The sequence below is a fragment of the Lysobacter antibioticus genome (genome assembly GCF_000731095.1).
Taxonomy (GTDB): domain Bacteria; phylum Pseudomonadota; class Gammaproteobacteria; order Xanthomonadales; family Xanthomonadaceae; genus Lysobacter; species Lysobacter antibioticus_B.
The window spans coordinates 101,055-120,646 of sequence record NZ_JMTZ01000030.1 but is presented as its reverse complement, the minus strand read 5'-3'; the positions used below and the strand labels follow the sequence as shown (position 1 = coordinate 120,646).

The 19,592-nt window shown below is 67.4% G+C and carries 16 protein-coding genes and 1 pseudogene; 12 read left to right on the top strand and 5 right to left on the bottom strand.

The features are described from left to right. Positions 1-328: 328 nt before the first annotated feature. Positions 329-1,261: a carbohydrate kinase family protein gene (locus EX88_RS0111200; protein WP_031372080.1), complete on the bottom strand. Its 933-nt coding sequence runs from the start codon at positions 1,259-1,261 to the stop codon at positions 329-331. A gap of 356 nt (positions 1,262-1,617) precedes the next feature. On the opposite strand from EX88_RS0111200, the gene EX88_RS0111195 reads away from it, so the two are divergent. The 6 genes from EX88_RS0111195 (at position 1,618) to EX88_RS0111165 (ending at position 8,750) form a co-directional block, all read left to right on the top strand. Then, positions 1,618-2,664: a rod shape-determining protein gene (locus EX88_RS0111195; RefSeq protein ID WP_031372079.1), complete on the top strand. Its 1,047-nt coding sequence runs from the start codon at positions 1,618-1,620 to the stop codon at positions 2,662-2,664. 175 nt (positions 2,665-2,839) lie between these two features. Beyond that, positions 2,840-3,976: a rod shape-determining protein MreC gene (mreC, locus tag EX88_RS0111190; RefSeq protein ID WP_051884970.1), complete on the top strand. Its 1,137-nt coding sequence runs from the start codon at positions 2,840-2,842 to the stop codon at positions 3,974-3,976. Next, on the top strand, positions 3,973-4,458 hold the full coding sequence (gene mreD / locus EX88_RS0111185; protein WP_031372077.1) for a rod shape-determining protein MreD: 486 nt from the start codon (positions 3,973-3,975) through the stop codon (positions 4,456-4,458). The genes mreC and mreD overlap by 4 nt, the downstream gene beginning before the upstream one ends. 1 nt (position 4,459) lies before the next feature. Further along, positions 4,460-6,679, top strand: coding sequence for a penicillin-binding protein 2 (gene mrdA, locus EX88_RS0111180; RefSeq protein WP_081930871.1), 2,220 nt, complete (start codon positions 4,460-4,462; stop codon positions 6,677-6,679). Next, positions 6,676-7,791, top strand: a complete 1,116-nt coding sequence (gene rodA, locus EX88_RS0111175; RefSeq protein WP_031372075.1) for a rod shape-determining protein RodA — start codon at positions 6,676-6,678, stop codon at positions 7,789-7,791. The genes mrdA and rodA overlap by 4 nt, the downstream gene beginning before the upstream one ends. 89 nt (positions 7,792-7,880) lie before the next feature. Further along, positions 7,881-8,750, top strand: a complete 870-nt coding sequence (locus EX88_RS0111165; RefSeq protein WP_152566222.1) for a hypothetical protein — start codon at positions 7,881-7,883, stop codon at positions 8,748-8,750. A 75-nt stretch (positions 8,751-8,825) separates the two neighbouring features. Here EX88_RS0111165 and EX88_RS0111160 read toward each other — a convergent pair whose 3' ends face one another. Continuing rightward, complete coding sequence (locus EX88_RS0111160; RefSeq protein WP_031372073.1) at positions 8,826-9,326, bottom strand: hypothetical protein; 501 nt, start codon at positions 9,324-9,326, stop codon at positions 8,826-8,828. Between the two features lie 316 nt (positions 9,327-9,642). Here EX88_RS0111160 and EX88_RS0111155 point away from each other — a divergent pair, with 316 nt between their 5' ends. From EX88_RS0111155 to EX88_RS0111130, 6 genes and pseudogenes are all read left to right on the top strand, one after another. Then, a complete protein-coding gene (locus EX88_RS0111155; protein WP_031372072.1) occupies positions 9,643-10,116 on the top strand; it encodes a hypothetical protein in 474 nt (157 codons plus the stop codon). Positions 10,117-10,205: 89 nt separating this feature from the next. Then, positions 10,206-10,604: a type II toxin-antitoxin system PemK/MazF family toxin gene (locus tag EX88_RS0111150; protein WP_051884989.1), complete on the top strand. Its 399-nt coding sequence runs from the start codon at positions 10,206-10,208 to the stop codon at positions 10,602-10,604. 231 nt (positions 10,605-10,835) lie between these two features. Further along, a complete protein-coding gene (locus EX88_RS0111145; RefSeq protein WP_031372070.1) occupies positions 10,836-11,267 on the top strand; it encodes a hypothetical protein in 432 nt (143 codons plus the stop codon). Positions 11,268-11,442: 175 nt separating this feature from the next. After that, positions 11,443-12,585: pseudogene (gene mltB, locus EX88_RS0111140) on the top strand (lytic murein transglycosylase B); the annotation flags it as partial. A 128-nt stretch (positions 12,586-12,713) separates the two neighbouring features. Next, a complete protein-coding gene (locus EX88_RS0111135) occupies positions 12,714-14,336 on the top strand; it encodes a septal ring lytic transglycosylase RlpA family protein (protein WP_051884967.1) in 1,623 nt (540 codons plus the stop codon). Between the two features lie 189 nt (positions 14,337-14,525). Beyond that, complete coding sequence (locus tag EX88_RS0111130; RefSeq protein WP_036148605.1) at positions 14,526-15,770, top strand: D-alanyl-D-alanine carboxypeptidase family protein; 1,245 nt, start codon at positions 14,526-14,528, stop codon at positions 15,768-15,770. Positions 15,771-15,869: 99 nt separating this feature from the next. Here EX88_RS0111130 and EX88_RS0111125 read toward each other — a convergent pair whose 3' ends face one another. The 3 genes from EX88_RS0111125 to EX88_RS0111115 form a co-directional block, all read right to left on the bottom strand. Next, positions 15,870-17,618 (bottom strand): hypothetical protein, encoded by a 1,749-nt coding sequence (locus EX88_RS0111125; protein WP_031372066.1) that lies wholly within the window; start codon positions 17,616-17,618, stop codon positions 15,870-15,872. Between the two features lie 226 nt (positions 17,619-17,844). Then, on the bottom strand, positions 17,845-18,774 hold the full coding sequence (locus EX88_RS0111120) for a hypothetical protein (protein ID WP_031372065.1): 930 nt from the start codon (positions 18,772-18,774) through the stop codon (positions 17,845-17,847). Positions 18,775-18,938: 164 nt separating this feature from the next. Continuing rightward, the gene (locus tag EX88_RS0111115) at positions 18,939-19,523 is read right to left on the bottom strand and encodes an HAD family hydrolase (protein ID WP_051884964.1); all 585 of its coding nucleotides are present in this window, start codon (positions 19,521-19,523) and stop codon (positions 18,939-18,941) included. Between the last annotated feature and the right edge of the window lie 69 nt (positions 19,524-19,592).

Below are 19,592 nucleotides of genomic sequence, written 5' to 3'. Positions count from 1 at the left end.
AAGGCAGGGGGAACGGAATGTCCGTGCCCGCGTGCTGCCCCCTGTAGGAGCGACGTAAGTCGCGACCGCGACATCGCGGTTGCGTCGTTGCTGCGGCTGCGTGTCGCGGCTTGCGCCGCTCCTACCCTGGTGTGGTGCGGCGATCTTGGGTCGCGACTTACGTCGCTCCTACACAGGCGAGGGAGTACGCGGAAACGAAAAATCCCGGCCGGGGCCGGGATTTTTATTTGTCGCATGCAACAAGGGCTGGTGCGGTTTCGGTGGGCAGTTTCGAATAATTTCGATTCCCGATTCCCGATTCCCGATTCCCGATTCCCGACTCCCAGCCTTACAGCGCGTAACCGAACTGCTGGCGGAACTGTTCGGCGAATTCTTCGTAGTCGAAGCGCTGGTTCTGGGTGCCGGGGTGCTCGACCTTCAGGGCGCCCATCAGGTTGCTCATGCGGCCGATGGTCAGCCAGTCGTAGCCCTTCTCGATGCCGAAGATCAGGCCGGCGCGGAACGCATCGCCGCAGCCGGTCGGGTCGGTCACGCGGCGCTCGTGCGCCGGCGGAACGTCGTAGCTCTTCTCCGGCGTGTGGATCTGCGAACCGTGCGGGCCGCGCGTGGTGATGTAGGCCTTGACCCGGGAAACGATGTCTTTTTCGCTCCATCCGGTGCGTTCCTGCAGCAGGTTGGACTCGTAGTCGTTGACGGTTACGTAGTCGGCCTGCTCGATGAAGTGACGCAGTTCTTCGCCGTTGAACAACGGCATCGCCTGGCCGGGATCGAAGATGAAGGGGATGTTGGCTTCGGCGAATTCGGTCGCGTTCTGCAACATGCCTTCGCGGCCGTCGGGGCTGACGATGCCGAAGCTCACGTCCTTCACGTCGCGCACGTGGTTCTCGTAGGAACGCATCATCGCGCCGGGGTGGAAGGCGGTGATCTGGTTGTTGTCGTGATCGGTGGTGATGAACGCCTGCGGCGTGAACAGCTCCGGGATTTCCTTGACGTGGTCGAGGCGGATCTTCTGATCGACGAACCACTCGCGATACGGACCGAAGTCCTGGCCGACGGTGGCCATCGGAATCGGATCGCCGCCGAGCAGCTTGAGGTTGTAGGCGATGTTGCCCGCGCAACCGCCGAACTCGCGGCGCATGCGCGGCACCAGGAACGACACATTCAAGATATGAACCTTGTCCGGCAGGATGTGGTTCTTGAACTGGTCCGGAAACACCATGATGGTGTCGTAAGCCAGTGAGCCGCAGATCAGCGCAGACATGTTCACCCCAATAAGAAATAGAAAAGCGCGGCGGTCCATCACCGGCCGGCGGCGTAGGGTAGCGGCTGAGACCTCTCGCGGCCAGTTCCTAATGTGCTTTGCCGGGCTTGCGACCCACTCGATCGGTGACCCGGGTCCGGGGTCGGGCAGGGTGCGGATCGGGCCTCGACCGGGTCGGTCCGGGGTGGCCGGCAGGGTCCGCCGGCACCCCGACCCAGGGTTATCCCCAGGGTATCCACCGCCGCTCCTGAACGGCCCAGTTCGCTCGAAACCGTTGATTTTCCTTGCTCGCAGGGGGGGCGGTTGCTAGGCTAACGCCCCCACTCCGCCCCTACTTTTGACGGCCCAATCCCCCGATGTTCAAGAAGTTTCGCGGCATGTTCTCCAATGACCTGTCCATCGACCTGGGCACGGCCAACACACTTATTTATGTGCGCGGGCAAGGGATTGTCCTGAACGAGCCGTCCGTGGTCGCAGTGCGCCAGGACCGGCTGATCGGCGGAAACCGGACGGTGGCGGCGGTCGGCGGCGAGGCCAAGCAGATGCTCGGCCGCACCCCGGGGCACATCACCACGATCCGGCCGATGAAGGACGGCGTCATCGCCGACTTCACCTACACCGAAGAAATGCTCAAGCATTTCATCCGCAAGGTGCACAAATCGCGCTTCCTGCGCCCGAGCCCGCGCGTGCTGGTCTGCGTGCCCTGCGGCTCGACCCAGGTCGAGCGCCGCGCGATCAAGGAATCGGCCGAAGAGGCCGGCGCCCGCGAGGTCTACCTGATCGAGGAACCGATGGCCGCGGCGATCGGCGCCGGCATGCCGGTGACCGAAGCGCGCGGCTCGATGGTGGTCGACGTGGGCGGCGGCACCACCGAAGTGGCGGTGATCGCGCTCAACGGCATCGTCTACTCGGCCTCGGTCCGGATCGGCGGCGACCGCTTCGACGAGGCGATCATCAACTACGTGCGCCGCACCTACGGCACCCTGATCGGCGAAGCCACCGCCGAGCGCATCAAGCTCGAGATCGGCTGCGCCTACCCGCAGGAACGCGCCACCACCATCGAGGTCTCCGGCCGCAACCTCGCCGAGGGCGTGCCGAAGATGATCAAGATCAACTCCAACGAAGTGCTGGAAGCGCTGCGCGAGCCGCTGGCCGGCATCGTTTCGGCGATCCGCCTGGCGCTGGAGCAGACCCCGCCGGAACTGTGCGCCGACGTCGCCGAGCGCGGCATCGTCCTGACCGGCGGCGGCGCGCTGCTGCGCGACCTGGACCGCCTGATCAGCGAGGAAACCGGCCTGCACGTGCAGGTCGCCGACGATCCGCTGACCTGCGTCGCCCGTGGCGGCGGCCGTGCCCTGGAGCTGGTCGACATGCACGGCAACGAGTTCTTCGCGCCTGAGTAAGCCGGGAGTCGGGAATGGGGATTCGGGAATCGTCGAAAGCCGTTTCGTCGTGGTCCCGGTTTCCCTCTCGCCCACGCGGTCCGCAAACTGAAGTAAGGTTTCGTGCGCGGCGCCCGATGGTCGCCGCGTCGCGCTTTTCCGATCCCCCACTCTCCATTGCCCATTTCCGGCTCTAATGCCCCCTTACGCCGGTCCACCCACCGCAGCCCGTAGCGGCGAAGTCGCCGACACGCTGCGCCTGTTGGCGTACCTGGCTCTGGCGGTCGTGCTGATCGTGCTCGATCATCGCGGCGGTTGGCTCAACCAGGCACGCAAGCAGACCGCGCTGTTCGTGGCGCCGCTGTGGGCGGTCGCCGGATGGCCCGGGCGCCTGGTCGAGCGCGTCAGCGACGACGCCGGCACCATGAGCCAGCTCACCGACGAAAACCGCCGCCTGCGCAACGAAGCCCTGGTCAACCAGGCGCGCATGGCACGGTTGCAATCGGTCGCCGCCGACAACCAGCGCCTGCGCGGCCTGCTCGAAGCGGCCGAGCGCGGCAACCTGGACGTGGTCCTGGCGCCGATTCTCGATATCGACCTCGACCCCACCCGCCAGCGCCTGGTGCTCGACGCCGGCAGCCGCGAGCGGGTCCGGGTGGGCCAGAGCGTGATCGACGCCGGCGGCCTGCTCGGCCAGATCACCGGCATTACCCCTTTGCACGCCAGCGTGCTGCTGATCACCGACGCCTCGCATGCGGTGCCGGTCGCGGTGGCGCGCAACGGCGTGCGTCTGGTCGTTTACGGCGAAGGCCGCAGCGACAGCCTGACCCTGCGCAGCGTGCCGCTGTCGAGCGACGTCCGGGTCGGCGACGTACTGGTGACTTCGGGCCTGGGCGGACGCTTCCCGTCGGGCTTCCCGGTCGGCACCATCACTGCGCTGCGTCCCGACGACAGCCGCGCCTTCCTGGTCGGCGAGGTGCGCCCGGCCGCCCAGCTCGATCGCGGCCGCGAAGTGCTGGTGCTGCTGTCGTTGCCGCCGCCGCCGGCCGACACCACGCAATTCGACACGCAGCCGGCGATGGCGCCGGGTTCTGCTGCCGCTACCGCGCCTGCGACCGCCAGCGGCGCTGCGGCGACGCCGAACACGGCGGCCGTGCCTGCGGTCGCAAACGCCCGCGCTGGCGGCAATGGCGCCGGCCGCAACGCCACCCTCACGACGCCTGCCGCCTCGGCCGTCCGAGCGCCGGCCCAGGCGCCCGTCGCACGCGACCGCATCCCGGCCGCGCCCAAGTCCACCGCCCCGTCCGCGCCTGCCGCCGGAGACGATCGATGACCCGCGCCCGCCACCATTGGGTGTTGCCGGTCAGCCTGATCGCGGCGCTGACCTTGAGCCTGTTGCCGTTGCCGCAGTTCCTGCTGCCCTTGCGGCCGTACTGGCTCGGTCTGGTCCTGGCTTATTGGGTGATCGAAGACCCAGACCGGGTCGGCCTGGGCTTCGCCTTCCTGGTCGGCCTGGCCGGCGACCTGGTCTCGGACGGCCTGCTCGGCGAACAGGCCCTGCGCCTGGTGGTCATGGCCTTCATCCTGCAGCGCTTCCGCGCCCGCCTGCGGTTCTTCCCGCTGTCGCAGCAAGCGCTCGCGGTCGGCGGCCTGATGCTCAACGACCGCATCGTCACCTCGGCGATCCATGTGGTCCTGCGCGAGCCGGCGTTGCCGTCGACGTTCTGGCTGTCGCCGCTGGCCGGCATGCTGCTGTGGCCGCTGATTTTCCTGTTGCTCGACGCGCTGCGTCTGGGCAGCTGGCGGAGGCGCTGAGATGGGCCCGCGCCGCAGCCCGATCAAGAAACGCGTCCTCAAGAACGCCGCGGCCGAGGCGGACCAGTTCCGCGCCCGCGCCGCGATCGCCTTCGCCTTCGTCCTGCTCGGGGTGATCGGCCTGGGATTCTGGTACTTCCGCCTGCAGGTCTGGCAGCACGACGACTACGCCATGCGTTCGGAGGCCAACCGGGTCAAGCTGCGGCCGGTGGTGCCGGGGCGCGGGCTGATCTACGACCGCCAAGGCCGCATCCTCGCCGACAACGTGCCGGCGTTCCGCATCGAGGTCACCCCCAGCGAAGCCGGCGACAGCAAGGACTGGCTGCCGCAACTGGCCCAGGTCGTTGCGCTGACCCCCGAAGAGATCGCCCGCTTCGAGAGCGAGCGCAAGGCCACGCGCGGCTTCAAGCCGATCGTGCTGAAGATGCGGGTCAGCGACGAAGAGGTCGCCGCGTTCGCGGTCGACCGCTGGCGCTTCCCCGGCGTCGAGCTGGTGTCCTACCTCAACCGCCGCTATCCCTACGGTTCGCTGTTCGCGCACGTGATCGGTTACGTCGGGCGCATCGACACCAAGGACGAGGAGGCGATGGGCCAGAACGCCGGCGTGCTGACCCACACCGGCAAGACCGGCCTGGAGCGTTTCTACGACGAGCAGTTGCGCGGCCAGATCGGCTACGAGCAGATCGAGACCAACGTCGACGGCCGGCCGATCCGCCAGGTCGGCTACGTCCCGGCCAAGCCCGGCGCCGACCTGCGCCTGAGCATCGACATGGACCTGCAGCAGGCCATGATCACCGCGTTCGGCGACATGGACGGTTCGGCGGTCGCGGTCGATCCACGCACCGGCGAGGTGCTGGCGATGGTCAGCCTGCCGAGTTACGACACCAATCTGTTCGTCAACGGCATTTCCTCGGCCGACTACAAGGCGCTGTCGGGCAATCCGTCGCGGCCGCAGTTCAACCGCAACGTGCTCGGCGGCGGCCCGCCGGGTTCGACCATGAAGCCTTTCGTCGCCCTGGCCGGCCTCGACAGCGGCCTGCGCCGCGCCGAAGACCGCACCCTGTCGACCGGCGAGTTCCACATCCCCGGGCAGAAGCGCGGCTATCGCGATTCGCACGGCGGCGGCCACGGCTGGGTCGACCTGCGCGAGTCCATCGCCCAGTCGGTCAACACCTACTACTACAAGCTCGCGCTGGAGATGGGCATCGCCCGTTTCGACCAGTACATGACGCGCTATGGCTTCGGTCAGAAGACCGGCATCGACCTGGCCGGCGAGAACATCGGCATCCTGCCGTCGCCGCAGTGGAAGGCCAAGCGCAGCAAGGAAGGCTGGTACCCGGGCGAAACCGTCATCGCCGGCATCGGCCAGGGCTATTGGGTGGTGACCGCGCTGCAACTCGCGCGCGGCACCGCCGCGATCGCCAACGGCGGCCATCTGCAGCAACTGCACCTGGTGCGTGAAAGCCGCACCGGCTACGAAGCGCCGTGGCTGCCCAAGCAAGTCGCCGCGCCGACCTTGATCACCGACAACCCCGCGCACCTGCGTGCGGTGCAGGAAGGCATGGTCTCGACCATCCACGGCGGGCGCGGCACGGCGAAGGTGATGGCGCGCGGCGCGCCCTACCGCATGGCCGGCAAGACCGGCACCGCGCAGAAGATCAGCCGCAAGGGCAACGTCAGCATGAATCCGCATTCGCTGCCGCTGCATCTGCGCCATCAGGCCTTGTTCGTGGGTTATGCGCCGGCCGAGAACCCGACCATCGCGGTGGCGGTGGTGGTCGAGCACGGCGGTTACGGCGGCAGCACCGCCGCGCCGATCGCGCGCAAGATCTTCGACGCCTGGTTGCTCGGCAAGATGCCCGAGCCCCTGCCGGGCAAGAACGAGCCGCCGGCGGTGCCGAAACTGGCCGCGGCCGACGCCAACAAGGCCGACGAGGCTGCGCCCGCGCAGAGCGAACCCAGGATCGTGCCGGTCGCCGTCAACGGCGCCTGGGCCGAGAGCGTGGCCGCGGCGAATGCCGTGGTCGCCGCGCAACCGGGCCGTGCGCCGCAGGCGCTCGAACGCCGGCCGCTGCTGCGCCCGCAATTGCCGGGCGCCGAAGCGCCGGCCGATGCCGTGCCGAGCGATGCCGCCGACGACGCCTCCGGCGAACCCGAGGACGAGCCCGTCGCACCCGAGCCCGTGCCGACCGTCGCGCCGGCGGCGGAGCCGCGCCGATGAAAGTGATCCTGCGTTACCTGTGGGACCTGCTGCAGCGCTTCACCCGCACCCTCGACCTGATGATGTTGGCCGCCTTGCTGGCGCTGATGGCGATCGGCCTGGCGGTGCTGTACAGCGCCGGCGAACACTCCATGCGCATGGTGATCGCGCAGGGTTCGCGCTTCGGCGTCGGCCTGCTGGCGATGTGGGGGCTGTCGCGCATGCCGCCGTCGCAGCTGCGCAACTGGACCCCGTTGGTCTACGCGCTGTCGATGATTCCCTTGCTGCTAGTGCTCATCGTCGGCACCGGCAAACACGGCCGGCACTGGATCGACCTGAAGGTGTTTTATTTCCAGCCGGCCGAGCTGCTAAAGCTGAGCCTGCCGATGATGGTCGCCTGGTACCTCAATCGCGAGGCCTTGCCGCCGAAGCTCAAGACCGTGCTGATCGCCGCGGTGTTGATCGGCGCGCCGACCGCCTTGATCCTGCTTCAGCCCGACTTCGGTACCGCGATGCTGGTCGGCATCAGCGGCGCCTTCGCCCTGTACCTGGCCGGCCTGCCGTGGTGGTGGTTCGGCGCCGCGTTCGGCGCCGTCGCCGCGACCGCGCCGGTGGCCTGGTTCTGGCTGCTGCGGCCGTATCAGAAAGACCGCATCCTGACCTTCCTCAACCCCGAAACCGACCCGCTCGGCACCGGCTGGAACATCATCCAGTCGAAGATCGCGATCGGCGCCGGCGGCATGACCGGCAAGGGCTGGCTGCAAGGCTCGCAGTCGCACCTCAACTACCTGCCCGAACACACCACCGACTTCATTTTCGCCGTGCTCAGCGAAGAGTTCGGCTGGGTCGGCGTGATCGTGGTGCTGGCCTTATACCTGTTCGTGGTCGGCCGCTGCCTGTGGATCGCCGCCGACGCCCGCGACGGCTACTCGCGATTGATCGCAGGCGCCTTGGGCCTGGCTTTCTTCGTCTACGTCATCGTCAACGGCGGCATGATCTCCGGCCTGTTGCCGGTGGTCGGCGTGCCGATGCCGCTGCTCAGTTACGGCGGTACTTCGGCGGTGTCCTTGCTGGCGGGCCTCGGCGTGGTGATGGCGGTGCGCGCGCACCGGCCGGTGCACGGCGGGCGTTGAGTTCGACGGGGTGCGCCGGCGTCTGATCGCGCGCGCGTAGCGGAACGGTTCCGAGCTGGGCTGAGCATTTCTTTCTCGCAGGAGGCGGCATGAAAGGATTCGCGATCGTTCCTTCCGTACCCTTGGTACTTCTATTGCTCGTCATTGCGGCCTTACCGCAGGCGCTCGCCGGCGAAAGCGGAAGGCGCGTCGCGGCGCGTAGCTACCTGAAACTGCCGGAGGGCGGAAAGTCGGCGACGCGACCCTACGTGTGGGAGCGCAAGGTCGGCGCCAAGCACCTCGTAGTGCTTGGTACCAGGCACCTCAGTAATCCGCACTCGCCAATGTACGGCGACATCGAAGCCGTGTTCGAGCGTGTCCGCCCGCAGCTGGTGCTGCACGAAAGCCAAATCCCCGACGACCTCAAGACCATGTCGAAGGATGCGGCGATAGCGCGTGGCGCCGATCTTGGCTTCATCGCCTATCTGGCGCACCGGCGCGGTGTCCCGATCCGCAGCGGCGATGCATCGGTAAGGGAAGAGATCGCGGCATTGCTGGCCCACCACAGCGCCGAAGAAATTCTCGTATTCATGGTGGCGCAGCGCCTGATAGGAACCCGCCGCAATCCGGACCTCAATGCGTCCGCGGCCCAATACGCGGCCTTCTACACCGACTATCTGGTTGCAAACGGTCTGCCGAAGCGCGAGGGCTCGGACCGATGGTCAGGCTTTCTGCACGAATATCGACGCCTGGTCGGCCAGCCTTTGACGAGCAAGGGCTGGAACCCGGACCTGGCCAGCCCGATTCATGACAACGGTCGGCTCAGCGAATTGGCGCGCAGTACCAATGCCGTGAGGGATCGTCGCCTGATCGCTTCCATCGAACGGGCGATGCGCGAGCACGACCGCGTCTTGGTGGTGTTCGGGGCTTGGCATGTGCTCGCGGTGGAACCGATTCTGGATTCGGAGTTCGGGCGATAAGCCCAGACCGCCGAGCGGACCGGCGTTCTCGCCGGCAACGCTGCCGCTGCTGCAGTCGCGTCCCCGGAAGAACGATCAGACGTCGCCCCGTTCCTTGTGGAATTTGTCGATCTTCTCGACCTTGAACCAAAGCGCCTCGCCGTGATCGACGGCGGTCGAGGTGGTGACGACGATTTCGTTATCGGCCCGGAAGGTGTTCATGACGTAGCCGTCGTCTTCCTCGTCGACGATCGGCGTGCCCAGGGCGGCCGCGGTCCGGGCCCGGTTGAATTCGAAGCTCAACTCGTACGGCAGCACGCCGGCGAACTTGTCGTTCTGGCCGTTCTGGTGGCGGTTGTAGAAATGGATGCCGCTGAGGATCCAATAGCCGTCGTCGCGCGGCTCTCCGATCTCTTCCCGGTAGAGGCTCGCCACGGTGAAGATCAGCGCGAGGCCGAGGTCGTCGAAGTCGAGGTACTGGACGACGTCCGGGCCTTGCGGCCGCTCGATCATGCCGACCTCGGTGAGGTAGCGGGCCAGGCTGGCCTGGGCGGAAGAGTGTCCGAGAAGATCGACGAGTCGGTTGCCATCAATCATGCGCTTGCTTCCTCGGTGGGTAGCGGCAGGTCTTGGCTCGAACGCGCGGCAGCTGAACGACGTCGCTGTCGATTCAAAGTCTAGGCCAGTTTCGGTCGCTGAAATAGCTGGCCGGCCAGTCTCGATGAGATGGCGTCCTGCGCTGTCCGGATCTTCAACGAAGATCCGTGGAGCGATGGCGGATGGCGGATGCCGGGGCAGGGAGGCAGTGCAGCGGGCGTTTGGCGATTGGCGGGGGCGATGGCTGGCATCTCGCTTGGACGAACTTCGGTAGCGAAGCCGCTAAACTGCCGGGTTCGTTGTGTCGGCAAGTTCGATGATCATCAGGACTGACAAAGCAGCATTTCGTAGCAAGGCGGAGCGGACTGCCTGGTATCACGTTGCGCTGGGCGTCGGGGTATCGCTGGCCGCGCTGTGGGGCTGGCGAGCGTCGCTGGAGCCGATGCCGACTCATTTCGAGTATCTGACGGGCGTGATCTCCAATACGGAGGTGCATCGCAACAGCATCGAGTTTTTCGTCGCCGGGCGCGAATTCGACTACACGAGCATCCTGCCGAAGGCGGCGCTTGCGCGCAGCCTGCTCAAACCAGGCAATACGGCAACGGTCGGTTTTTCGCCGGCCGACCCCTCCGGGGTCTGGGCCCTCACCGTCAACGAGCAGATAGTCGTGCAGCCGCAAGCGGCCCATCAGGCGCGCTTGAGCAACGGAAGGATCGCTTTCTGGCTGTTCGTCGTATTCTCGGCCGGCACCGGCATTCTTGGCTGGCGTTTCGTCAGGCAGTCCAGGTGATCTGCCTGATCGGGCGGAGTCCGGCTTCGCTGGTTCCCAGTCCGATCCGTTAGCGAAGCGAACCGCAGACATGCCGAGCGATGCATCCGATGGATAGAGAAGAAGAGGCCCACCGCAGCGTTTTCCGCGGAACCGTGAACCGCGGCGATCTGTTCTGGCTGCCACCGGACCCGTCGAGAGGTTCGGTGCCCGGCGTCGCGCATCCGCACGTGGTGGTGCAGGACGATCTGTTCAACCATTCGCGCATCAGCACCGTGGTCGTGTGCGCGCTCAGCTCCAACATCGGGCGTATCAGCGAGCCCGGCAACGTGTTGCTCGAACCCGGCGAGGGCGGCCTGCTCAAGCAGAGCGTGGTGATCGTTTCGCAGGTGTCGTCGATCTACAAGACGCGATTGGGCGAGCGGATCGGGGCGTTGTCCGAGGAGCGCGTGGCCCAGGTGCTGGCGGGGATGCGGTTCCTGCAGGCGTCGTTCTTCAATCGGGGTTGATGCCGGCGGCGATCGTGTCCGCTGTGGGTACGAGCCTGAGCGATCTGCCGCGTACTGCGCTCAAGCGCCGGCGGTCGTCGTGGCCGCGGGTTCCGCCAGCAACGCGCGTACGCTCGGCGTCCTGGCCCGGGCCGTCGCGCACGGCTTCGATCACATCGGATGTTTGAGTGCGCGCATCACCATGCGCAGATCCGGGTATCGTTTTTGATGCCTGTTTTCGTGGACCATCGCATGTCGTCCATCTGGCTTCCCTCCAGCGGCACTCTGCGCTACAGCCCGCCATTGGGCCGCGGTGGCCACACCCGCTGCGACGGCGGCAGCACCTTGTGGTGGCTGATCGTGGACGGCGACCCCGAGCTCGGCCGCTACCTGCGCCAGCAGTTCTGGATCGGCCATCGCCGCACGCGCAGCCTGCAGGCGCCGTTGTGGGGGACGCATGTCTCGGTGGTGCGCGGCGAAACGCCGCCGAAACCGGCGGCGTGGAAACGCTTGGACGGGGCGACGATAGCCTTCGACTACGACCCGTATCCACAAGAAACACAGGGCTATGTCTGGTGCGAGGTGCGCTGTCCCGCGCTGCTCGACCTGCGCGAGGAACTCGGCCTGCCGCGCGAGTCGCAACCGGCCTTGCACCTCACCATCGGCAACGCCTTGCTCGGATGAGCCGCGCCGAGACGACAGTCTCGACGAGCGCTATTCATGTTGAGCATGACGGTGCGGGCGGCGCCGTCGCCTCGCGCCGCCCGCTTCCGATTCGACAACCTGACATGAATAAAATCGGTTAAGTCCCGCAAACCCAAGGTTTTTTGCCCCGCTTTCGCGTGCTAACCTCGCCGCGATGACCCGACGCCAAACTGCCCGTCGCGCCTTGTTTTGCGCACTCATGATCGCCCTGGCTGCCTGCGCCACGCAGACGCCGCCGATCCCGACGTCTACCCTCGCGGCCGCCCCGGCACCGAAACCGCCGGCCCCGGTCGCCGCGCCGACGCCCGTCGTCGGCACGCCCGCGCTGCCCGAGCCGGTCAAGCCGATGCCGCTGGCGCAGGCGCGCGCCGAGTTCGTGCGCGATACCGCCAGCCGCTACGGCGTCGATCCGGTCTACATCGAATCGGTGCTGGCCAAGGCGCAGATCCGCGAGGGCATCGTCGCGGCGATGTCGCGCCCGGCCGAGGCCAAACCGTGGCGGGACTACCGCCCGATCTTCATCACCCAGGCCCGCATCGACGGCGGCCAGGCCTTCCTGGCCGAGCACCGCGCCCAGTTGGCGCGGGTCGAGGCCGCGACCGGCGTGCCGGCCGAGATCATCGTCTCGATCATCGGCGTGGAAACCAGCTTCGGCAAAAACACCGGCAAGTACTCGGTGGTCGATGCGCTCTACACCCTGGCGTTCGCCTATCCGCGCAGCGGCGACCCGGCCAAGGCCGACCGCGAGAACCGCCGCGAGGCCTTCTTCCGCGGCGAGCTGGCGCAGTTGTTCGCGCTCGGCAAGGAAGAGCAGATCGACATCACCACCCTGATCGGCAGCTACGCCGGGGCGATGGGCTGGGGTCAGTTCATGCCGTCCAGCTATCGCGAGTTCGCGGTCGACGGCAACGCCGACGGCAAGCGCAATCTGTTCACCGACCTGGACGACGTGTTCTTCTCGGTCGCCAACTACTTCGTCAAGAAGGGCGGCTGGGTGCGCGGCGGGCCGGTGACGGTGCGCGCCAACCGCGACGCGACCGCGCAGGATTTCGTACCCGAGAGCATGGACCCGGTGTATTCGCTCAGCGACCTGGCCGCGCGCGGCTATCGTCCGCTGGGCACGGTGGCGCCGACCGAGACCGCGACGCTGCTGAACCTCGACGGCGTCAACGGTCCCGAGTATTGGCTCGGTTTCCGCAACTTCTACGCGATCACCCGCTACAACATCTCCAAGCACTACGCGATGGCGGTGTACCAGCTGGCCGAGGCGATCGCCGGACGGGAGAATCCCTTGGCCACCGATATCGCCACTCCGCCCGCCGTGCTGGCCCAGCCCGCCGCTCCGGCAGGCAACGCCGCTGCCGGCAAGGCCCCCGCAGCCAACGCTCCTGCGGCCAATGCGGTGCATGCATGGACAGGCGGGGCATGAGCGGGCCGGGCACGAAGCGGCTGCCGATCGCGATGATCGGGCGACTGGCCGCCGCCGTCCTGCCGCTGGCCCTGGCCGCCTGCGCCAGCGCACCGAAGAAAGGCTCCTCCGAGGCCTTGGCCCTGCCGGAGCGCGATCGCGTCCACGCCAGCGGCCTGCCGTCGGCGCAGTCGCACGGCGGCCGCAAGAAGTCGCCGTACGCGCCGGCCCAGGAAGACCTGAGCAAGCGCGGCAACTACAAGGCCGGCGGCCTGTACGCGCCGGGCGTGTCCGACACCACGCCGACCTATATCCCCGACGTCGACGCGATTCCCGAGCCCGAGGTCGTCGCCGAGGCGCGCTCGCAGTTCGGCAACCGTTCGCCGTACAAGGTGCTCGGCAAGAGCTACAAGGTGCTCGATTCGCACGAGGACTATCTCGAGCGCGGCACGGCCTCTTACTACGGCCAGAAATTCCACGGCCGGCGCACCTCCAACCTGGAGGTGTACGACATGTACGCCTTCACCGCCGCGCACAAGTCGTTGCCGCTGCCGAGCTTCGCCCGCGTCACCAACCTCGACAACGGCAAGTCGGTGACCGTGCGCGTCAACGACCGCGGCCCGTTCCACGACGGCCGCGTGATCGACCTCAGCTACGCCGCCGCGGTCAAGCTCGGCATCACCCAGCGCGGCACCGGCCGGGTCGAGGTGCGCGCGCTGCACCCGGGCGATGCCGCGCCGCCGGTCTACGCCAGCGCCGCCAACAACCCGCCGCCGGCCGCGGCCAAGCCGAGCTCGCCGTCGGCGATCGACCGGCTGGTCTCAGCCATGCCGATCGCCAGCGCCAATGCCGGCGAACTGCCGCCGGGCGTGCGCATCGCCACCGGCAAGCCGGCCACGCTCGCCAGCGCGCCCGCCAGCGCCGCGGTCAAGACCACGGTCGCGACCGGCAAGCCCGCCGCATCCGCTGTCGCAGCCAAGCCGGCGACCACCGTCGCCGCGGCCAAGCCGTCCGCCGCTTCCGGCGGCAAGTTGCTGCCGGGCAACGACTACCGCTTCGACATGATGCAGAACGGCAAGTCGATGACGGCCGACGAGTTCGACACCTGGATGAAGTCGCGCCAGGTCCGGGTCGCCACCGGCAAGGGCGCCGACATCGCCCCGCCGAAGCCGCTGACCCGGGCCGAGCAACGCGCCATGGCCAAGCAGCAGAAAGAGCAGGCCCGTGCCCTGACCGCCGCGCAAAAGGCGGCCAAGAAGGCCGGCAAGCTGCCGCCCGCGACCGCCGTCGCCGCCGCGTCCGCGGCCACTTTGCCGGCGCCCGCCGCCGCGCCGCCGCCGCCGAGCCCGTCCAAGGCCGCGGCCGTGGTCGCCGCCGCGGTCGAAGGCAACGCCGCCCCCAGCGGCAGCGACGTGACCCTGCAGGTCGCCAGTTTCTCGGCCCGCAGCAATGCCGACCGGGCCCTGTCGATGCTGCGTGGGGCCGGCATCGGCGCCGCCCGCCTGCTCGACGGCAACGCCTCCAACGGCCAGAAAGTCTGGCGCTTGCGGGTCGGCCCGCTGCAGGCCTCGGCCGCGCCGGAACTTGCGGCGCGTATCGTCGGTCTGGGGTTCGGACAGCCGCAGCGCGTGCGCGATTGATCGATTCATGCCGCCCCCGGCGCCGCCGGCGGCTGCAGCGACCGCGCATCTGAGGCAGGATGCACGGTTTCGCGGAACCGGAAGGATCGTCTGGTTCCGGCAATTTCAGCGGCGGGCGCCAGGACGGCCGCGCCGGAGACCACCCAACACCTTGACCGGCGCAGCGCCGGCTCCCGGAGTAGTTCAACGATGAAAGTCCGCTTCACCCCGCGCGCCGCCGCCTTCGCCGCGCTGACCTCGGCCTTCCTGGTCACCACCGCCGTCGGCGCCGCCTCGGCCTGGGCGCAGACGCCCGCCGCCGCGACCGCCGCGCCGGCTGCCGCGCGACCGGCCAGCGACGCCTTGCCGGTGCCGCCGCCGCCGGCGATCCAGGGCACCGCCTGGGTGCTCATGGATGCCGCCAGCGGCAACATCCTGGCCAGCAAGGACGCCGACGTCCGGGTCGAGCCGGCCAGCATCACCAAGGTCATGACCAGTTATGTGATTGCCGCCGAAATGGCCGGCGGCAAGGTCAAGGACACCGACCAGGTGATGATGACCGAGAACGCCTGGCGCAAGGGCGGCGCGGCCACCGACGGCAGCTACTCCGGCTTCGAAGTCAACAAGACCGCGGCGCTGGTCGACATGGAAAAGGGCATGGTGGTGCAGTCCGGCAACGACGCCGCGATCGCCCTGGCCGAACACGTCGCCGGCAGCGAAGACGCCTTCGCCGCGCTGATGAACCAGTACGCCGCGCGCATCGGCCTGAAGGGCTCGCACTTCGTCAATCCGCACGGCCTGTCGGATCCGAACCATTACTCGACCGCGCACGACCTGGCCTTGCTCGGCCGCGCCCTGATTCACGATTTCCCGGTCGCGTACTCGTACAACAAGATCAAGGAACTCAAGGTCGGGCCGATCACCCAGCCCAACCGCAACCTGCTGCTGTGGCGCGATTCCACGGTCGACGGCATCAAGACCGGTCACCATTCCAAGGCCGGTTACTGCCTGATGGCCTCGGCCCAGCGCGGCGACCAGCGCCTGATCTCGGTGGTGATGGGCTCGACCTCCGAAGCCCAGCGCGCGACCGACAGCCAGGCGCTGCTCAACTGGGGCTTCCGTTTCTACGAAACCCACAAGCTTTACGACACCGGCAAGGTGATCGCCAAGCAGAAGGTCTGGAAGGGCCAGGCCGACGAGGTGCAGTTCGGCGTCGCCGAGCCGATGCTGGTCAGCGTGCCGCGCGGCAAGTACGCCCAGCTCAAGCCGAGTATCGACGTGCCCAAGACGCTGGTCGCGCCGATCAAGAAGGGCCAGGCCCTCGGCACGGTCAAGGTCATGCTCGACGGCAAGGTCGTCGCCCAGCGGCCGCTGGTCGCCATCGCCGCGGTCGAGGAAGGCGGTTTCTTCAAGCGCCTGTGGGACGAGTTCTGGATGTGGTGGGAGTCGGAGTGACCGATCGCTTCCAGCGATCCCGCACGAGTTGAAACGACGAGCCGGCATTGCCGGCTCGTCGCGTTTGGGGCCTGGTGCTGCGACGCGCGGTTGCGCCGATCACGGGATCCTGTTCATCGACATCGCCACGTCGGTGGCGCGCGAATACTCGGCGTAATCGACGTAGAGCTGATTGATCACGCGGCCGCTGGCGTTCTCGCGGGGCAGGGCGGCCATCGCCGCGCCCAGGTTGCGGTTGGCCTCCTTCGACAGCAGCCACACGCCGGTCGGCGGCGTCAGCGTCCACGACAACAGGAACTGATCGCAGGGCAGTTCGGGGCGGTCGACGCAGGTGCCGTCGTAGGCCTGGAACTTGGCGATCTGGTCGGTGCTCATGGTGTCGTAGCTGGTCGTGTTCGAGTACTTGTCGTACATGCGCAGATCGCCGAGCTCGGCCGTGGGCGAGTCGGAATCGCGATACACCCAGATGCCGGCGGCGGGGATGTCGACGGGATAGTCCTCGTCGCAGACGACCAGGACCACGCCGGACTGGCGCAGGTACTCGCCCAGCGGGATATCCGACAGGCGTGCGCCCTGCGGGAGGTTCTGGAACAGCCAGCGGCCGAGCTTGTCCTGCAGCATCTCGACGAGTTGCTCGTAGATCCCGTCGGTGAACTTGGCGTAGTGCGAGAACTTCAGGATGACCAGCTCGCGGTTGCCTTCGTTCATGAAGCGCCTGACGTCGTCGACGATTTCCGCCAAGGCCGGCCCGGTGATCGGTCCGTGGCTGACGTAGAGCGCGCTGCCGTCCCACTTGGGCCGCAGGTCGAAGTAGCGGATGCCGTTGCTGAGCTGTTGGTACAGATCGAGGTTCTGGGTCTTGCCGAGCGACATCAGCAGGCCGTGCTGGTACATGCCGGCGTCGTGCGAGGCGCCGGTGGTCAGCCACGGCAGGGTGAGATCGCCGAGCACGCGCAGATTGTCCTGCATCCAGCGCGAGCGGTCGGCGACGCGCGAGGTCGACGCCCACAACGCATTGAAGTTTTCCGATTGGTGCACCTGGATCGCCATGCCGCCGTTGCAGGCGACGCTGGGCCGGGCGCCGTCGTCGAAGTACACCGCTTCGCCGGCCCAGTCGATGCTCTTGCCGCGGATCCTGCCGAACCGCTGCAGCACGGTCTTCTCGTCGGTGTTTTCGTAGACGACGATGACCTCGCCTTCCGGGGTCAGCGCGACCGAGGCGTGGCTGCCGGCGCCATAGAGAGTCGGTGGCCCCCAGCTGATTCCGTTGAGGCCGAGTTTGCCGACGCGGTAGTGCAGATCGGAGTCCGAGGTGTTGCCGCGCACCATCACCACGTCGTTCTGGGCGTTGATCGCGATGCCGGGCTGGATGCCGGCATCCAGATAGGTATTGCCCTGCCAGACGATCGAGTCGGTGTCCTCGTCCAGCCGGCCCAGGTTGCACCAGATCTTGGCGTTCCAGGACGATTCGTGAACCTCGACGATGGCCTGCCGGTTCATCGCCACGCAGGGGGCTTCGCCGCTGGCGTATTTGACGCTCTCGCCGAAGACGATGCCGTCCTCGTCCCATACGCCGATGCGGCAATACAGGTCCGATCCGCCGGCCGCGCGATGCACCTCGACCATGACCCGGCCCTCGATGGCGATGCCCGGCTCGGCGCCTTCGCCGAACGCCACGCTGTCGTCCCATTCGATCGCCATCTGCCTGAGCCGGCCGCTGCAATAGTTCAGGCCGTTGGCGTCGGCCGATTCGTGGACTTCGATGATGCGACCGTCGCGGCCCAAGGCGACACGGGCATGGATGCCTTTTTCGTACTCGAGACCGAGGCCAAAGAACACGTTCTTCATGAGCAATCTTCCTGCGAACATAGCGGGTGACGTCGAGGCGAGTCGTCCGGCCCTCGCCACACGGGATCGCGTGCACCGGCCCATGCCGGTGCGGCACCGTGTTAAGCGTTTCGCAGGGGGATTTGTGAAGACGGGCGGGGCCGCGAGGTCGCGGCCCGCGCGGTCTCGAGCGTTAGGCATCGGTGCGCGCTGGGGCGCCACGGAGGCGGCGCCGCAGGATCGAAAGCTATCGCTTGGCGAGCGGCAGCTTGGCGATGATCGCGCTGCGGAACTTCGTCGCCAAGGCGTGGAAGCCGGCTTCGCTGGGATGCATTTCGTCGAACCACTGGCTTTCGGCGGACAGCGTGCCGCGCAGGTCGACGTAATCGAAGCGCCCGGCGAAGCGCGCATCGTGCTTGAGCTCGCGCAGCACGTGCTTCTCGAAGCCGTCGATGAGCATGCGTCCGAAGCGCCGGCGCTCGTCCGGGGTCTTGGCCGGGTCGGCATGGACGATGGCGTTGATGTGCGGCCCGATCCAGGGCCCGACGCTCTTCTTGAGCAGCGCGGCGACGCCGATATTGCCCGGCGTCAGCGCACCGGGCCGCCCGACCAGCTGCGGATAGTCGTAGCTATGGGCGAGGATCGGCGCATTCGGCCGGGCCGCCAGCGCCGCCTGCACGAACAGCGCATAGGCCTGGCGGACCTTCTCGTATTTGCCGGTGTCGAGCACGCGCTGGAACGCGGCTTCGGCGGAGAGATTCTGTTGGCCGGCGAAGGTGCGCTTGAGAAACTGGTCGACGAAATCGTTGCCGCCGGCGCTGAGCAGGATCAGGTCGAACTCGAATCTGCCGTACCAGCCGATGATGTCCTCGATGTTCTCGGGCACGAACATCGAGCGCTTGGGATGGTCCTCGTTGCGCGAGGCGTGGTCGCCGCTGTGCTCGGCGCGGAAGAACAGGCCGCCCTGGCCGAGCAGCGGTATGCCGCGCTCCTCGTCCTCCGGGGCCGGCGAGACGATCCAGTCGAGCAGGTTCATCGCCAGAGGCGTGGAGAACCACGAATCGCCTTCACAGAAGATCACCGGCGTGCGTTCCAACAGACGAGCGCGCTTGAGCGAGGTGTAAAGACTGCGGAACTGGCCCCGCAAGGGCAGGGCGACGGATTGGCTGGCGGGCATGGCGCGTCCTTCCTGATTTTTTCGACTGCAATTGCTTTGATAACCCACTCGACACTCATCGGGTGAGAACGACGGCGCGCGCGATTCGCGGTCATTGTCCACGGTTCGGCCGGGCTCGGAATCCCTGTTCAGTTCATCATCGCCGACACGCGGCTGCGTTGCGGCTAGGGCATCGCCAGCGACAGCCGCTCGCGCCAACGCCGCTTCTCGATCGTGCGCACGTTCGGCTCGTGCGCCAGGCGATCCAGGTAAGCCATCAGCCGCAGCAACTCGTCATCGCTCTCGTCCTCGCCCAGGTACTCGCGTACGCAGACCAGGTTGCCGTAGTTATAGGCGTGCTTGCTCGCGGTGTCGTCGATGGCCAGCATGCGTTCGAGGCGATAGCCGTCGCGCTTGAGCTTCTTCAGCCGTTTGCGGTTGAGGTATTCGCCGGTGGTCCAGTCGCGGCTGATCGAGCAGCGTTCGCTCGACCAGACGAAGCGCAGCGACTGCGGCGGGAACAAGGCCGCGACGACCGCTTCGGCATAAAAGCGCCCGGACGACGTCCACACGCCGACGTCGAAGTTCGCCAGGGCATACGCGATGAAGCGCTCGGCGTGCGGACGCCGATAGACGTGGTAGCTCAGTGCGCGAAAATCCGCGGCGCGATCGAGTTCGACTTCGCTGGCATGGACCAGGGTTTCGTCGAGATCGAGGACCAGGAGCAGGCGATCGGTCGAGGCTTCCTGCGTGGCGTGAGGCGCTGGCATGTCGTGTCGTGAATCCGTTCGGGGGCAGGGCCGCATCGCGGGGACGAGGGGAGCGAGCGGCTGCGGAGC

Excerpts from the sequence above, each read along its gene's own strand:
- EX88_RS0111135 (WP_051884967.1), top strand. The coding sequence starts at position 12,714 with ATGAGCGGGCCGGGCACGAAGCGGCTGCCGATCGCGATGATCGGGCGA.
- EX88_RS0111165 (WP_152566222.1), top strand. The coding sequence starts at position 7,881 with ATGAAAGGATTCGCGATCGTTCCTTCCGTACCCTTGGTACTTCTATTG.
- EX88_RS0111155 (WP_031372072.1), top strand. The coding sequence starts at position 9,643 with ATGATCATCAGGACTGACAAAGCAGCATTTCGTAGCAAGGCGGAGCGG.
- rodA (WP_031372075.1), top strand. The coding sequence starts at position 6,676 with ATGAAAGTGATCCTGCGTTACCTGTGGGACCTGCTGCAGCGCTTCACC.
- EX88_RS0111125 (WP_031372066.1), bottom strand. The coding sequence starts at position 17,618 with ATGAAGAACGTGTTCTTTGGCCTCGGTCTCGAGTACGAAAAAGGCATC.
- EX88_RS0111150 (WP_051884989.1), top strand. The coding sequence starts at position 10,206 with ATGGATAGAGAAGAAGAGGCCCACCGCAGCGTTTTCCGCGGAACCGTG.
- EX88_RS0111145 (WP_031372070.1), top strand. The coding sequence starts at position 10,836 with ATGTCGTCCATCTGGCTTCCCTCCAGCGGCACTCTGCGCTACAGCCCG.
- EX88_RS0111120 (WP_031372065.1), bottom strand. The coding sequence starts at position 18,774 with ATGCCCGCCAGCCAATCCGTCGCCCTGCCCTTGCGGGGCCAGTTCCGC.
- EX88_RS0111195 (WP_031372079.1), top strand. The coding sequence starts at position 1,618 with ATGTTCAAGAAGTTTCGCGGCATGTTCTCCAATGACCTGTCCATCGAC.
- EX88_RS0111200 (WP_031372080.1), bottom strand. The coding sequence starts at position 1,261 with ATGTCTGCGCTGATCTGCGGCTCACTGGCTTACGACACCATCATGGTG.
- EX88_RS0111115 (WP_051884964.1), bottom strand. The coding sequence starts at position 19,523 with ATGCCAGCGCCTCACGCCACGCAGGAAGCCTCGACCGATCGCCTGCTC.
- mrdA (WP_081930871.1), top strand. The coding sequence starts at position 4,460 with ATGGGCCCGCGCCGCAGCCCGATCAAGAAACGCGTCCTCAAGAACGCC.
- EX88_RS0111160 (WP_031372073.1), bottom strand. The coding sequence starts at position 9,326 with ATGATTGATGGCAACCGACTCGTCGATCTTCTCGGACACTCTTCCGCC.
- mreD (WP_031372077.1), top strand. The coding sequence starts at position 3,973 with ATGACCCGCGCCCGCCACCATTGGGTGTTGCCGGTCAGCCTGATCGCG.
- EX88_RS0111130 (WP_036148605.1), top strand. The coding sequence starts at position 14,526 with ATGAAAGTCCGCTTCACCCCGCGCGCCGCCGCCTTCGCCGCGCTGACC.
- mreC (WP_051884970.1), top strand. The coding sequence starts at position 2,840 with ATGCCCCCTTACGCCGGTCCACCCACCGCAGCCCGTAGCGGCGAAGTC.